Source organism: Streptomyces sp. NPDC020299 (genome assembly GCF_044387825.1).
In the GTDB taxonomy this organism is placed as follows: Bacteria; Actinomycetota; Actinomycetes; order Streptomycetales; family Streptomycetaceae; genus Streptomyces.
The window spans coordinates 1-14733 of the sequence record NZ_JBIRWL010000016.1 but is presented as its reverse complement, the minus strand read 5'-3'; the positions used below and the strand labels follow the sequence as shown (position 1 = coordinate 14733).

Below are 14733 nucleotides of genomic sequence, written 5' to 3'. Positions count from 1 at the left end.
GGCCTTTCGGAGTGTGGTCATGGACCGCATGATCCCCGAGGGGACATCCTTGTGGCCAGAGATTTCCGGCCCGCCGCCCTCACGGAAGGACCCGCCCATGCCAGCCTGGGATGCCGACCTCATCCCCGACCAGACCGGCCGCACCGTCGTCGTCACCGGTGCCAACAGCGGCCTCGGCTACGTCACCGCACGGGAGCTGGCGCGCAGGGGTGCGCGGGTGGTGATGGCGTGCCGGAGTGAGGCGCGGGGGAGGGAGGCCGTCGAGCGGGTCACGAGGGAAGTACCAGGGGGGTCCGCGGAGTTGGGTCTGCTGGACCTCGGTGACCTCGCGTCCGTACGGGAGTTCGCGAGCGGCCTGCCGTACGACCGGATCGACCTGCTCGTCAACAACGCCGGCGTGATGGCGCTGCCGTACGGGACGACGGCCGACGGCTTCGAGACCCAGTTCGGCGTCAACCACCTGGGCCACTTCGCCCTCACCGGCCTGCTGCTGCCCGCGCTGCTCGCCGCGCCCGGCGCCCGGATCGTGACCGTGTCCAGCATGATGCACACGCTGGCCAACATCGACCCCGCCGATCTCGACAGCACGCGCCGGTACCGGCGTTGGGTCGCCTACGCCCGCTCCAAGACCGCCAACCTGCTCTTCACGCACGAGCTGGCGCGCCGGCTGGCGGCACACGGGTCGGACGTGGTGGCCGCCGCGGCTCACCCCGGATACGCGGCCACCAACCTCCAGACCGCCGGTCCCCGCGCCGAGGGACGCCGGGGCGCCGAACGGCTCATGAAACTCGGCAACCGGGTCATCGCCCAGCCGGCCGAGGCGGGCGCCCTGCCCACGCTGTACGCGGCGACCGCCCCCGACGTACGGCCCGACGCGTTCTTCGGCCCGTCGTTCGCCATGTGGCGGGGCGCGCCGGCGCCGTCCTGGCGGGCGCCGTGGACGCTCAACGACGCGATGGGCGAGCGGCTTTGGGAGGAGTCCGAGCGGCTGACGGGAGTCACGTACGACGTGCTGAAGGCATGACGCCCCACCATCGATGACCGGTCGACAGCATCGACGACCGGTCGATCACGGCCAGGCCGCCCGCTGGAACACCCCCGGCGTCACCCCGTAGCTGCGGACGAACCAGCGGTGCAGGTGGCTCTGGTCCGCGAAGCCGGTCTCCGCCGCCGCGAGGGACGCCGGCCGGCCGGCCGCGAGCAGCTGCCGGGCCCGGCTGAGGCGCAGGTGGCGCTGGTAGTCGCTGGGTGCCATGCCGTACTCCTCGCGGAACGCCCGGTACAGCGCGAAACGGCTCACCCCCGCCGCGTCCGCCAGGTCCCGCGCGGACAGCTGCTCGGCGAAGCGGTCGCGCAGCATGTCCCGGGCCCGGCGCGCCGCCCGGGTCTGCTCGCCCGGCGCGGACAGCAGCCGGGTGCGCGCCGGGCGGGTCGCGCCCCGGGCGGCCATCGCCGTGACCGCGGCCGTCAGCCGTTCGTCGCGTACGAGGTCTTCCGCGCCGCCGGTGAGGGCGGCGTGCAGCCGGGTCAGGGCACGGCTGAGCACCGGGTCGTGGAAGGCCGGTGCGGCGAAGAGGGGCAGCGGGGCGGGCCCCCCGGCGCCGTCCGCCGCGTCCGCGAGGACCGCGCCGACCAGGTCGGGGCCGAGGTGCACGATCCGGTACTGGTAGCCGAGCTCGGAGGAGGACTGCCCGTCGTGCGGCTCGTCCGGGTTGAACGCCATCACCATGCCCGCCCCGCTGACGTGCGAGGCGCCCCGGCAGTGGAAGCGCTGGGCGCCCTCCTCGGTGAAGCCGAAGGAGTACGTGTCATGGCGGTGCGGGGCGTAGACGTGCTCGTAGAAGTGGGCGTGCATCGCCTCCAGCGGACGCTCGGGATCACGCCAGTACCGGGCCCAGGCCTCGCCGTGCATGCGCCCATTGTGCGACGCGGTGTGCGGGGCCCGCACGAGCGTTCAAGACCGCCGTCCGGCGCGGGCGGCAGGCTCGGCCCATGAGCACCGAGTCCGAGTCCGAGTACGAGTCCGGGTCCGCATCCGGGTCCACGACAGCTGCGTCCTCAGGGGCGGCGCGGCCCGGCTCCGAAGGCCCTCCGGCGCACCTCCTGCTCACCGTCACCATGGTGCTGTGGGGCTGCGCCTTCGCCTCCTCCAAGGAAGTCGTCGACCAGGTCCCGCACTCCGTCGCCGCGTTCCTCCGCTTCGGCGGCGGCGCGCTGGCCCTGCTGGTCGCGCTGCGGCTGTCCGCCGACCGGCGGACGAGGCCGGGGTGGCGGGAGCGCGGGCGGGCGGCGATGGCCGGGGTGCTCGGCGTCTTCGTCTACAACGTCTGCTTCTTCTGGGGCCTGTCCCTGGCGCCCGCCATGGACGGCAGCCTGATCATCCCGGTGCTGAGCCCCGTGCTGACCTCGGCCGTCGTACTGCTGGCCGGGCGGGAGACGGCGTCCGTGGGACGAGTGGCCGGGCTCGTGCTCGGCCTGGCGGGCGCGGTGGTGTTCTTCCTCGGTGCGGGCGGCGCGGCGGGCGGCGGAGGCGGCCGGCTCGCCGGTGACCTGCTGTTCCTCGCCGCCGCGGCCTGCTGGGCGGCGTTCACACTGCTGGGGCCGCGGGTACTGGCGGGCATCGAGCCGCTGCGGGCGACCACCTACGCGACCGTGGCGGGCGCCCTGCTGCTCGGTGTGTACTCCGCCCCGGACTGGGGCCACACCGACTGGTCGGGCGCGGGCACCGGCGTATGGCTGAACGTCGTCTTCCTGGCCCTCGGCCCGGCGGCCCTCGCCAACCTGCTGTACTACCGGGGCGTGAAGGCGGTGGGGCCCGCGTCCGCCTCGCTGATGATGTTCCTCGTCCCCGCCATCGGCACGCTGTGCGCCGCCGTCTTCCTCGGGGAGTCCTTCACGGGCACCCAGTCGGCGGGCGCCGGGATCCTGGTGGCGGGAGCGGTCCTGGCCGCCGCGCGCGGGCGGCGCGGCGGCCGGACCTGAGCGTCAGCCGGACAGCAGCCTCAGGAGGCCCGTACCTCGTACGCGGCGATCGTCACCGACTCGTCGTCCAGGCACTCCCCGCTGGCCAGGTCGAAGCGCTGCTTCAGCAGCGGGGAGGCGACGAACGGCCGGCCCTGGTAGGTGCCGGTCAGGCCGCGGGAGAGGACCGCCGCGCCGCCGAACGGATCGCGGTTGTCGACGCCGTACAGCTGGCCGTTCCGGTCGCGGAACAGGGCGACCTGGCGGCCGTCCGGCAGCAGCGCGGCCACACCGCGGCCCGGGGTGAGGGCGCCCAGGTCGCAGACCGTGAACCAGTCGTCGGCCTCGGCGTCCACGCGGAGCTGGATCTTCAGGTCGGTGGTCTCGGGTGCCAGGGTCATCGCTGGGCGCTTCCTTCCAGAATGTCTTCGGTGGGGCGCATGCCGATGGACAGCAGCGGCAGGTCGGGCTTCATCTGGTCGCGTTCGGGGACGAACCCGACGACCGGGTCGGGGGTGTCCGGGGCGTTCACGAAGGACACGAACCGGGCCAGCTTCTCGGGATCGTTGATGGTCTCGGCCCACTCGTCGCGGTAGCCGCCGACGTGCGCCGTCATCAGCGCCTCCAACTCCTCGCAGATGCCGAGCGAGTCCTCCACCACCACGTCCCGTACGTGGTCCAGGCCGCCAGGGATCCGCTCCAGCCAGGTGGAGGTGCGCTCCAGACGGTCGGCGGTGCGGATGTAGAACATCAGGAACCGGTCGATCAGACGGATCAGTTCGGCGTCGGACAGGTCCTGGGCCAGCAGGTCCGCGTGGCGCGGGGTCGCGCCGCCGTTGCCGCCGACGTACAGGTTCCAGCCGTTGGAGGTGGCGATCACGCCGAAGTCCTTCGACTGGGCCTCCGCGCACTCCCGGGCGCAGCCGGAGACCGCGGACTTGAGCTTGTGCGGGGAGCGCAGCCCTCGGTAGCGCAGCTCCAGGTCGATCGCCATCCGCACGGAGTCCTGCACGCCGTAGCGGCACCAGGTCTGGCCCACGCAGGACTTCACCGTGCGCAGCGACTTGCCGTAGGCGTGCCCGGACTCGAAGCCGGCGTCCACCAGCCGCGCCCAGATCAGCGGCAGTTGCTCCACGCGGGCGCCGAACATGTCGATCCGCTGACCGCCGGTGATCTTCGTGTAGAGGCCGAAGTCCCGGGCGATCTCGCCGATCACGATCAGCTTCTCCGGAGCGATCTCGCCGCCGGGGATGCGCGGCACGACCGAATACGAGCCGTTCTTCTGGAGGTTGGCGAGGAAGTGGTCGTTGCTGTCCTGGAGGGCCGCCTGCTCGCCGTCCAGGACGTAGCCGCTCGCGCCGATCGTCGGGGCGAGGGAGGCGATGATCGAGCCGACCGCCGGCTTGCAGACCTCGCAGCCGTCACCGCCCCGGGCGCCCTCGCGGCCGTACCGGTCCAGCAGGTCCTGGTACGAGGTGACGCGCAGGGCGAGGACGATCTCGTACAGCTCCTCGCGGGTCTGGGAGAAGCAGCCGCACAGGCCCTTGTCGACCTCGACGCCGCTCGCCTCCAGTTCGGCGGTGACCAGCTGGCCGAGCACCTTCACACAACTGCCGCAGCCGGTACCGGCCTTGGTGCACTTCTTCACCTCGGGCACGGTGGTGCAGCTGTGCTCGGTGACCGCGCCCCGGATGGCGCCCTTGCTGACGTTGTGGCAGGAGCAGATGATCGCCTCGTCCGGGAGGGCGGACGGGCCCAGCTGGGCGCCGCCGCCGGCTCCGGCGGGCAGGACGAGCGACTCGGGGGAGATCGGGGGCACCGAGCCGGTCAGCGCGCGCAGGGTGCCGTACGCGTCCGCGTCGCCGACCAGGATGCCGCCGAGCAGTGTGCCGTCCCGGCCGATGACCAGCTTCTTGTACAGGCCCGCGCGGGAGTCGGAGTAGACGACGTCCAGGCAGTCCGCGGTCGCGCCGTGCGCGTCGCCGAAGGAGGCCACGTCCACGCCGAGGAGCTTGAGCTTGGTGGACAGGTCGGCGCCGGTGAACGCCGCCTCGTCGTCCGCGATGGTCGCCGCGGCCGTCTCCGCCTGCTCGTACCCAGGCGCCACCAGCCCGTACACCCGGCCGTCCGCCGCCAGCGCGCACTCGCCGATCGCGAACACGTGCGGGTCGGCGACCGTGCGGCACTGCTCGTCGACCGTGATGCCGCCGCGCTCGCCGACCGTGAGGCCGCAGTCGCGGGCGAGCTGGTCGCGGGGGCGGACACCGGCGGAGAACACCACCAGGTCGGTGGCGAGTTCGGAGCCGTCGGACAGCTTCATACCGGTGACGGCACCCGCGGAGTCGACCACGACCTCCTGCGTGCCCACGCCGGTGTGCACGGTCAGGCCCATGTCCTCGATGGTGCGCAGCAGCGCGGCGCCGCCGCCGTCGTCGACCTGCACCGGCATCAGGCGCGGCGCGAACTCCACGATGTGCGAGGTGAGTCCGAGACCCTTCAGCGCACCGGCCGCCTCGAGACCGAGCAGACCACCGCCGACCACGGCGCCCACCCGGGCCGTCTTCGCGTACTCCTCGATCGCGAACAGGTCCTCGATCGTGCGGTAGACGAAACAGCCCTCGGCGTCCTTGTTCGGGACCGGCGGCACGAAGGGGTACGAGCCGGTGGCGAGGACGAGCGTGTCGTATCCGAAGACCTGACCCGACCTGGCCGTGACCTTCCTCGCCTCGCGGTCGATCGTCTCCGCCGGGTCGCCGACGTACAGCTCGATGCCGTGCGTGTCGATGAACTCCATGTCGGTCATGGACAGGTCCTCGGGCGTCCTGCCCGAGAAGTACGAGGTGAGCGCCACGCGGTCATAGGCGGGACGCGGCTCCTCGCACAGCACGACCACGCGGTGCGTGGCGGTCAGGCCGCGCTCGGCGAGCGCTTCGAGGAAGCGCTGGCCGACCATGCCGTGGCCGACGAGCACGATCGTGGGGGTGGCCCCCAGGGTGGCGGTCATCAGGAGCCTCCATCGTTGGTGAGCAGGTGGAGCAGGGGGCCGCCGTCCGTGGGGAGCGGCTCTGCTCCCTCCCAGGCGCGGGCGAGCGCGCCGACGGTGCCGAGTTCGCCGACCAGGACGCCGCCGACCAGCCGGTCGTCGCGGACGACGACCTTGCGGTAGGTGCCCCGGGTGGCGTCGGTGAGCTGCACGACGTCGTCGCCGGGGCGCGGCTCGGGCTCCCCGAAGGCGGCGAGGTCGAAGGGGGAGTCCGGCCCGGTCAGGGTGAGCCGGGTCAGTGAACGGGTGCCGGTGTAGCGGGCGCCGGCGCGGCCGGCGAGCAACTCGGCCAGTGCCTCGGCCTGTTCGAGGGCCGGGGCGGCGAGGCCGTACACCGTGCCGTCGTGCTGGGCGCAGTCACCGATCGCGTGGATGTGCGGGTCGGAGGTGCGCAGTTCGTCGTCGACCAGGATGCCCTTGCGGACAGCGAGCCCGGCGTCCTGGGCGAGACCGGTGCGCGGGTGCACCCCGCAGGCCAGGACCACGAGGTCGGCGTCGAGGGCGTAGCCGTCGGCCATCTCCACCGAGCGGACCGCGCCGGCCACGCAGCGCACGTCCCGCACCCGGCACTCGGTGTGCACCTCGGCACCCAAATCCTCCAGATGGCGCCGGACGAGCTTCGAGGCGGCCGGGTCGAGCTGACGCTCCATCAGTCGTTCGCCCTGCTGGGCGAGTACGACCTGCGCGCCGCGCACCGCGAGCGCCCGGGCCGCGGACACCCCGAGCAGCCCGCCGCCGATGACGACCGCCCGCACACCCGGCCGGACCGCCTTGGACAGGCCCAGGCAGTCGTCCATCGTGCGGAACGCGTGCACGCCCTCGGGGAGTTCGTGGTCCGGGGTGAACAGGCCGCGCAGCGGCGGGAGTACGGGGTTGGAGCCGGTGGCCAGGACCAGCGCGTCGTATGCGATCTCCGAGCCGTCCGCGCAGCGCACCTGACGTGCGGCGCGGTCGATTCCGGTGACCCGGGTGCGGAGCAGGCCGTCGAACGCCGGGAGGGCGATCACCTCGGGTGCGTAACGGCCGGCCAGCACCTCGGCGAGCAGCACCCGGTTGTACGGGCGCTGCTCCTCCTCGCCCACGAGCAGCGCGGGCGTGCCGAGCTCACCGAGCCGCCGGGCGAGCCGTACGCCCGCGAGGCCGGCGCCGATCACCACCACACGCGTATTCGAGGTCATGCCCTTGAGCGTGCGGTGCGGACGTTACCCGGCCGCATCACATCTGTTTCCCGCGGGGAACGCTGCCCTCAGCGGGGGTGGGGTGGGGGTGTGAGGGGCCTGGGAGCGGGTCGTGCGCCGCTGTGAGGTGCTGGCGGCTCCCCGCTAGCGGCTCCCCGTCAGGTGGGCGAACACGACCACGTTCCCCTGGTACCCGGTCGTCTTCGAATAGCCGCCACCGCAGGTGATCACCCGCAGCTCGGGGCGCTTCGCCGCGCCGTACACCTTCTCGTCGGGGAAGTTCCGCGCCGAGTACACCTCCACCGCGTCCACGGTGAACACGGCCACGCTCCCGTCCTGCCGGGCGATCTCGATCGCGGCGCCGCGCCTGAGGGCGCCGAGGTCGTAGAAGACGGCGGGGCCCTCGGTGTTGTCGACGTGCCCGGCGACGATCGCGGTGCCCCGCTCGCCGGGGCTGGTGCCGGCCTCGTACCAGCCGGCGAGGTTCTTGTTCCCCGCGGGCGGCACGTCCAGGCTGCCCGAACCCGTCAGGCCCAGCCCCATCAGCGGGGCGTTCACCCGGATCGCGGGGATGCGGATACGGGTGGGCGGCGAGGGCGCCAGCGCGGGGGACGCGAGCCGCTCCTCGGCCGGATCGGGGCGGCCCTCCACGGCGGACGGCTGGGGCGGGGCGTGGGTCCCGTAGCCGCTGCCCAGCAGCCACACGCCGGAGCCCAGGGCGGCCACGGTGACCGCTGTTATCGCGGTGTCCCCGATCCTGCGCATGTTTCCCGGGCCCCTTCCCGAATCCCTTCCTGGAGCTGGACCCCCTTCCCCCTCCGGGCCACGAGGGGCATCGGGCCCGGAGGGGGAGGGGGTTGCGGTACCGGCTGACGGACAGCGGAGGGTGTCCGTCAGAACCCGTCGCCTCTCGCCCGGCGATGCAGGAGCCAGGTACCGCCCGCGGCGGCGACGGCCAGAGCCGCCACACCCGCCGTGGTATGCGTGGGGTCGGAGCCCAGTGCGCCCCCGACCCCCGTCTTCACACTTCCGTGCGGCTGCAGCTGGTCGCGTGCCGTCACCAGCGTCACCACCAGGTCGCCCGTCACCCGCTTGCCGTCCTCGGCCGCGCCGCCCGTACCGGAGTCACCGGTCTCGCCGCCCTTGCCGGCCGTACCGCCCTCGGCGCACCGCGCGACGATCTCGTACGTCCCCTGCTGGGCGCTCGGCGGCACCCGGAACTGCCCGATCGCCTCGCCCTCGTGCGTACTGGGCGCCAGCATGAACGTTCCGGCACCCACCGCGGTGGCGTCCCCGGCCGCCGCGCCGCGCCCCGCGCAGGCCGCCGTGTTCACCGTGACCGTGTCGCCGGGTGCCACGGTGGACGGGTACACGTCGAGCCCGGTGGTGTTCCCGGCGTACGCGGGCGTGGTGGCCAGCCCGGCGCTGGCGGCGGCGAGCGCGGTACCGGTCAGCAGACGGGCGGTGCGACGCATGGTGCTCCCTCGAGCTCGTCCGACTCCTTGACGTGCTCTTCCGAGGTAAGTGGCACATGGCCGCGCGCGCTTGTCGAGCGAAGGCCGGGGGATGGGATGAACGGGTGTCACCGCCCGGCCCGCCGAGCGGCGTTCCGGCAGGTCACGGGCGTACGACAGCCCCCGAACAAGAGCACCCGAACGGCCGGGCGCCCCGGGGTGAACGTCTGGGCGCCGGGCCCCCTAACCCTGCGGCAGCCTCAGCGCCAGCCCGTCCAGGACGACGTCCAGGCCGTAGGCGAACTTGGCGTCGCGCACCCGCACGGGGTCCTCCGCCGCCGCGGAGGCCTCGGCGTAGGACTCGGCGAGGTGGTCGCGGCCGGCCGCGGCCTGCTGGACGTCGGGAAGCAGCCGGGCGACGAACTCGTCCTCGCCGTGCCCGGAGCGGGCGACCGTGGTGAGCCAGGCGGCCTCCGTGGTGCTCATGCCGAGCGTGTAGGACAGCACCGCGTCGATCGCGCCCCGCGGCTCGGGGAAGCCGATCGTCGTGAACAGCGCGGCCAGTCGCTCGAAGTAGGTCATCAGGTTGGGGCCGAGGTAGGTGAGGCCGGCCTGGCCGATGACCGAGGACAGCCAGGGGTGTTTGAGCGCCGTCGCCCGGAAGGAGTTCGCGGCCTCGCTGACGGCGGCCCGCCAGTCGGGGCTGTCCGCGGGCGGTACGTGGGTCTCGGCGGCGACCTCGTCCACGGCCAGCTCCATCAGCTCGTCCTTGGTGGCCACGTGCCGGTAGAGGGAGGTCGCGCCGGCGTTCAGTCGGGCGCCGAGCTTGCGCATGCTCAGCGCGTCCACTCCCTCGGCGTCCAGCATGACGATCGCCTCGCGGACGATCGCCTCCCGGCTGAGGCCGGGCTGGTCGGGTTCGCGGCGCCGGCGGGCCCAGACGGAGGGGACCGGGTCCGGTTGCGTCGTCTTCGCCTTGGCGGCCATGAGGCTCCTCTACGGCTCTCGCGCCCATCCCCGACGGGCCCGTCTGCGTACATCGTGCGCGTCCAGCGTACAGCGATCGGGGTTGCGCACACTGTTCCGCCGTGCGTACAGTGTTCGCAGACGCCGACGGAACGGTGTTCGCAAGACGGGAACAGTGTGCGCACGGTGCGCACAGTGTGCAGGTGCGCGTATGCGTCAACCGGGAGGAAGACCGATGGAAGCCCTGAAGGAGAACTCGAGGCAGCCGCGCGACCCCCGCCGCTGGTGGATCCTCGTCGTGCTGTGCCTGAGCACGCTGGTCCTGGTGATCGACAGCATGGCCCTGACCGTCGCGGTGCCCTCGATGACCGAGGACCTCGGGGCGAGCGCCCAGCAGACCCAGTGGATCCTCGACTCCTACATCCTGGTCTTCGCCGGCCTGCTGCTCACCTCGGGCAGCCTCGGTGACCGCTTCGGCCGCCGGAAGGTGATGCTGATCGGCCTGCTGCTGTTCGGGGCGGCGTCACTGGCCGCGGTCTTCTGCGCCAACCCCGGTGAAGTGATCGCGGCGCGGGTCGCGATGGGCGTCGGCGGCGCGCTGATCATGCCCTCCACCCTGTCGATCCTCATCACCGTCTTCGACGAGGAGGAACGCGGCAAGGCGATGGCCGCGTGGGGTTCGGTGTCGATGCTCGGCCTGGTGGGCAGCCCGATCCTCGGCGGCGTGCTGATCGACCACTTCTCCTGGCACTCGATCTTCTTCCTCAACGTGCCGGTCGTCGCCCTGGCCGTAGCCGCGGGCCTGCTCCTCATGCCGGAGTCCAAGGCGCCCTGGCAGAAGGCCGATCCGCTGGGCGCGGTGCTCTCCGCCACCGGGATGACCGCCCTGGTCTGGTGGATCACCGAGATCCCGCAGCACGGCGCGTTCGCGGGCCGCTCCCTGCTCACCCTCGCGACCGCGGTCGCCACCCTCACCGGCTTCGTCGTCTGGCAGAACGTGACCACCGCCCCGATGGTCCCGCTGTCCCTCTTCAAGCACCGCAACTTCAGCGGTGGTTCGCTCTCCCTGGCCCTGGTCCAGATCGGCAACGGCGGTCTGCTGCTGGTCCTGACCCAGTACCTCCAGTTCGTCCTCGGCTACTCGCCCATCAAGGCGGGCCTGGCCTTCCTGCCGCTGGCGGTGACCGCGCTGATCGGCAACACGGGAGGCGTCAAGCTCGCCGCCAAGATCGGCAACCGCTTCGTGATCCTCACCGGCATGCTGGTGATGGTCGCCTGCTTCGCCCTGCTGACCACGGTCGACGCCGGCTCCGGCTTCACCGTCCCGGCGATCGCCCTCGGCCTCCTCGGCCTCGGCGCGGGCATGGCGATGCCGGCCGCGGTCGGCGCGCTGATGGGTACCATCCCGGCGGACAAGGCGGGCGTCGGCTCGGCCCTGAACGACACCATCCAGCAGGCCGGCACCGCCCTCGGCATCGCGATCCTCGGCTCCCTCCTCTCGAGCGGCTACACGCACCGCATGCCCTCCAACGCCCCCACCGCGGCCCGCCAGTCCATCGCCGGCGCCTTCACCACCACCGACCCGGCCCTCCTGCACTCGGCTCGCGAGGCCTTCACCTCCGCGATGTCCACCACCTTCACCCTCAGCGCGGCCGGCGTCCTCGCGGCGGCCGTCCTGGCCACCCTGATGATGCGCGACACCAAGCCGCAGCAGTCGGCCGAATCCCCGGCGCAGGAGCCGGAGTTGGTCGCCTGACCGAGGCCTCGCACGAGAGGGCCGGCGCCTGAACAGGCACCGGCCCTCTCGCGCACGTGCACGAGCGGTAACGCCGGCGCCTACGCCCAGTTCGGCACGGACGGAAACCTCGCCGTCTACACCGCGTCCGGCACCTCCAAGTGGTCCACCGGCCTGGCCGCGACCACCGGCGCGACCCTCCAGATCCGAGCCGACTCCACCATCGCGATCGTCGGCAGCGACGGCAGCGCGATGCCGTGGAAGCAGGGCACGGCAGGCGCGGTCCCGGCTGCCGACGCCACCACCCGTTACACCTACACGCCCGCCGGCCACGTGGAGACGATCGGCGACAGCGCCGGCAACACGTGGTCCTACAAGTACGACCTGCTCGGCGAGAAGACCTCCCAGTCCGACCCCGACGCGGGCACGACGACCTTCGACAAGTACGATGTCCTGGGCAACCTTCAGCAGACCACCGACCCGCGCGGTCAGGTGCTGTCGTACAGCTACGACTGGGACAACCGCCTCACCGCCGAGTACGCCGCGCCGTGGTCGGCCACCCCCGACCCGGCGAAGCAGCTCACCTCCCGGCTCTACGACACGCTCGCCAAGGGCTACCCGACATCCTCGACCCGGTACGTGGGCGGCGCGAGCGGCAAGGCGTACACCGAGGCGGTCACTGGCTACAACACCGCGTACCAGCCGCTGGGTTCGACGCTCACGATCCCGTCCGCCGACGGCTTCCCGGGTACCGCGGGCAAGGACAGCGGCACGGTCACCTACAGTCTGGCCTCCTCCTACACCCCGACCACGGGCCTGCTGGCGACCATCGACTACAAGGCGGACGGCGGACTGCCCGCCGAGCGCGTCGGCTACGGCTACACCCTGCAGGGCGTGCTGGACGGGTTCGGCGGTGCCATCAACGTCGCCGACACCCCCGACTACCTGGACGGCACGGTCCACGACCCCTTCGGGCGGGTCCTGCGGGCCAACTACGGCCCGGTCGGCAAGGAACTGGTGACCTTCGCCCAGTACGACGCCACCACCGGCCGCACCACGCAGACCAGCAGCATGGTGCAGACCTCCACCACCGCCCTGGACGTCGTCAACTACCGCTACAACCAGGCAGGCGAACTCACCGCCACCGACGACCTGCAGAACAACACCACCCACGACACCCAGTGCTTCAGCTACGACGCCTTCCAGCGCCTCACCGCCGCCTGGACGGACACGGCCGGCATCAGCGACTCCAGCAGTGCTCCGGTGGGCGCGGTCGGCGGCTGCACGACGTCGTCAGTACAGACGAGCGCGGCACCGGTCAAGACGAAGACGGTCGGCGGCCCGGCACCGTACTGGCAGACGTATACCTACGACCTGCTGGGCGACCGCACCGGCATGGTCGACCACGACACCTCCGGTAACGCACTGGCCGACACCACGCAGGCCACGACCTACCCGGGCACGGACGCCACGACGTCCGCCACCCACCCCAACCAGGCTGGCCCGACCACCACCAGCAACCCCGCCAGCGGGACGGCCACCCAGACCCCTTCGTACACGGAGTCGAACGGCAAGAACGCCGGCAACACGGTCAGCCGTGCGACGAAGACGACAGGACCGATCACCACCGGCTTCACCCTCACCGGCGGCGGCAAGCTGTGCGTGGAGGAAACGGGATCCGGCGCAAAGGTCGACGTCAACACCTGTTCGTCGGCCGCGGCTCAGAAGTGGACGGTCGCGACCGACGGCACGGTGAAGGCGGGCGGCTTCTGCCTGGACACCGCGGGCAACGCCACCACTTCCGGCACGGGTGTCGTCGCTGACACCTGTTCCGCCGACGCCACCCAGAAATGGCGCCTGACAGCGACTGGCACCCTCGTCAACGCGGCCAAGAGCACCCTGTGCCTGACCGACCCCAGCGCGAGCGCCACCAAGGGCACCCAGCTGACCCTGACGACATGCGGCGGCAAGGGCCAGACCTGGTCGACGATCAAGAAGGGCGCACTCGCCGCCGGCCAGACGCAGACCTTCACTTACGACGCCGAGGGCCGCACCGCGACCGTCTCGACCCCGTCCGGCACCACCGACCGCACCAGCAAGTACCTGTACGACGCCGACGGCAACCTGCTGGAGCAGACCGCTTCGGTCGGCAGCACGGACAAGACCCGCATCCTGTACCTCTTCGGCGGCGCCGAGCAGTTGACGTTGGACGTCGCGGCGAAGACCTGCACGGGCCTGCGGTACTACGCGAGCCCGGACGGCACGACGATCACCCGTTCCAGCTCCGGCAGCGTCACCTACCAGGTGGCGAACGGGCAGGGCACGGCCACGACGGCGGTGGACGCCTCGACCCTGGCGGCCACACGCCGCTACTACGACCCGTACGGCAACCCGAGGGGCACCACTCCGTCCACCTGGGTGGCACCCGACGAGAACCACGGCTTCCTCGGCAAGCCGGACGACACCACGACGGGCCTGAACCTCCTGGGCGCCCGCAACTACGACCCGACTCTGGGCCGCTTCCTCACCGTCGACCCGGTCTTCGAGGCCGGCGACCCCAACCAGATGGGCGGCTACGCCTACGCCGGCGACAACCCGGCCAGCGGCTCCGACCCGAGCGGGCTGTGTGAATACGCCGGCGAGTCGAGCGGCTGCGCCGAAACCCATACCCACACCCACCCCTCTCCGGCCCCGACTTCGAGCCCCTCGCCTAGCCCGAGCCCTTCGCCCGGGCCGCCGCCCTCGCCTCACTCCGGTGGTGGCGGTGGTGGGGGTGGCTGCCACGGCTTCTTCGGCTGCCTGGGGCACGCCATCGACAAGGCAGCGCCGTACGTGGCCACTGCCGCGGTGGCAGTCACTGTCTACTCTGCCGCGACTGCCTGCACTGTGGAGTCCGGAGGGATTTTCGGTCCGGCGTGCTTCGAGGGCGGTACGACAGCCGTTGTCACCGCTTGCGGAGCGTTCCTCGGTGACTGCGGGCCCGGGGCAGAAGGTGAATCGGCCAGTGACGAAGCTCCGCGCGTAACTGACCCGAACGCGGCGGCGAAGTCGAGCGCCACCAGCAGGGCCCTCGAGGAGGCCGCAGCCGCCGCTGGCGATCTGGCCAGCCTTAGAGGTCATCTCATTTGGCCGAGTCGTTATGCTGTGGGCCGTGGTGGGGATTGTTGAGCGGCTGGTGCCAGACGAGTTGTGGGAGCTGTTCCAGCGAGTGGTGCCGGAGGCTCCTTCGCGGCCTCAAGGTGGTGGCCGGCGTCGGCACGGTGACCGGGAGGTGCTGGCCGCGATCGTGTTCGTGACCACCTCGGGCTGCACGTGGCAGCAGTTGCCGTCTGCGTCGTTCGGACCATCGGGAGCGACAGCCCACCGGCGTTTCTCGGAGTGGACGAAGGCCAGGGT

General features: G+C 72.0%; 12 protein-coding genes. 5 read left to right on the top strand and 7 right to left on the bottom strand.

Annotated features, from left to right (window positions below; genetic code table 11):
• The first annotated feature begins 97 nt into the window (after positions 1–97).
• Complete coding sequence (locus ACH45E_RS33335; RefSeq protein ID WP_361450819.1) at positions 98–1024, top strand: oxidoreductase; 927 nt, start codon at positions 98–100, stop codon at positions 1022–1024.
• Between the two features lie 45 nt (positions 1025–1069).
• Here ACH45E_RS33335 and ACH45E_RS33330 read toward each other — a convergent pair whose 3' ends face one another.
• Positions 1070–1912, bottom strand: coding sequence for an AraC family transcriptional regulator (locus ACH45E_RS33330; protein WP_361450816.1), 843 nt, complete (start codon positions 1910–1912; stop codon positions 1070–1072).
• Between the two features lie 80 nt (positions 1913–1992).
• Here ACH45E_RS33330 and ACH45E_RS33325 point away from each other — a divergent pair, with 80 nt between their 5' ends.
• On the top strand, positions 1993–2982 hold the full coding sequence (locus ACH45E_RS33325; protein ID WP_361450813.1) for a DMT family transporter: 990 nt from the start codon (positions 1993–1995) through the stop codon (positions 2980–2982).
• 20 nt (positions 2983–3002) lie between these two features.
• Here ACH45E_RS33325 and nirD read toward each other — a convergent pair whose 3' ends face one another.
• From nirD to ACH45E_RS33295, 6 genes are all read right to left on the bottom strand, one after another.
• Complete coding sequence (gene nirD, locus ACH45E_RS33320) at positions 3003–3362, bottom strand: nitrite reductase small subunit NirD (RefSeq protein WP_361450810.1); 360 nt, start codon at positions 3360–3362, stop codon at positions 3003–3005.
• Entirely contained in the window at positions 3359–5965 is a 2607-nt protein-coding gene (nirB, locus tag ACH45E_RS33315; protein WP_361450807.1) for a nitrite reductase large subunit NirB, read from the bottom strand. The genes nirD and nirB overlap by 4 nt, the downstream gene beginning before the upstream one ends.
• Positions 5965–7182, bottom strand: coding sequence for an FAD-dependent oxidoreductase (locus tag ACH45E_RS33310; RefSeq protein WP_361450804.1), 1218 nt, complete (start codon positions 7180–7182; stop codon positions 5965–5967). The genes nirB and ACH45E_RS33310 overlap by 1 nt, the downstream gene beginning before the upstream one ends.
• Positions 7183–7326: 144 nt before the next feature.
• Positions 7327–7947 (bottom strand): class F sortase, encoded by a 621-nt coding sequence (locus tag ACH45E_RS33305; RefSeq protein ID WP_361450801.1) that lies wholly within the window; start codon positions 7945–7947, stop codon positions 7327–7329.
• A gap of 128 nt (positions 7948–8075) precedes the next feature.
• Positions 8076–8657, bottom strand: a complete 582-nt coding sequence (locus ACH45E_RS33300; protein ID WP_361450798.1) for a hypothetical protein — start codon at positions 8655–8657, stop codon at positions 8076–8078.
• A gap of 222 nt (positions 8658–8879) precedes the next feature.
• On the bottom strand, positions 8880–9623 hold the full coding sequence (locus ACH45E_RS33295; protein ID WP_361450795.1) for a TetR/AcrR family transcriptional regulator C-terminal domain-containing protein: 744 nt from the start codon (positions 9621–9623) through the stop codon (positions 8880–8882).
• A gap of 214 nt (positions 9624–9837) precedes the next feature.
• On the opposite strand from ACH45E_RS33295, the gene ACH45E_RS33290 reads away from it, so the two are divergent.
• The 3 genes from ACH45E_RS33290 to ACH45E_RS33280 form a co-directional block, all read left to right on the top strand.
• The gene (locus tag ACH45E_RS33290) at positions 9838–11358 is read left to right on the top strand and encodes an MFS transporter (protein WP_361450792.1); all 1521 of its coding nucleotides are present in this window, start codon (positions 9838–9840) and stop codon (positions 11356–11358) included.
• 231 nt (positions 11359–11589) lie between these two features.
• Positions 11590–14505 (top strand): ricin-type beta-trefoil lectin domain protein, encoded by a 2916-nt coding sequence (locus ACH45E_RS33285; protein WP_361450789.1) that lies wholly within the window; start codon positions 11590–11592, stop codon positions 14503–14505.
• Positions 14477–14733 (top strand): transposase (locus tag ACH45E_RS33280; RefSeq protein ID WP_361450258.1); only part of this gene is annotated, 257 nt, incomplete at its 3' end. The genes ACH45E_RS33285 and ACH45E_RS33280, both read left to right, overlap by 29 nt.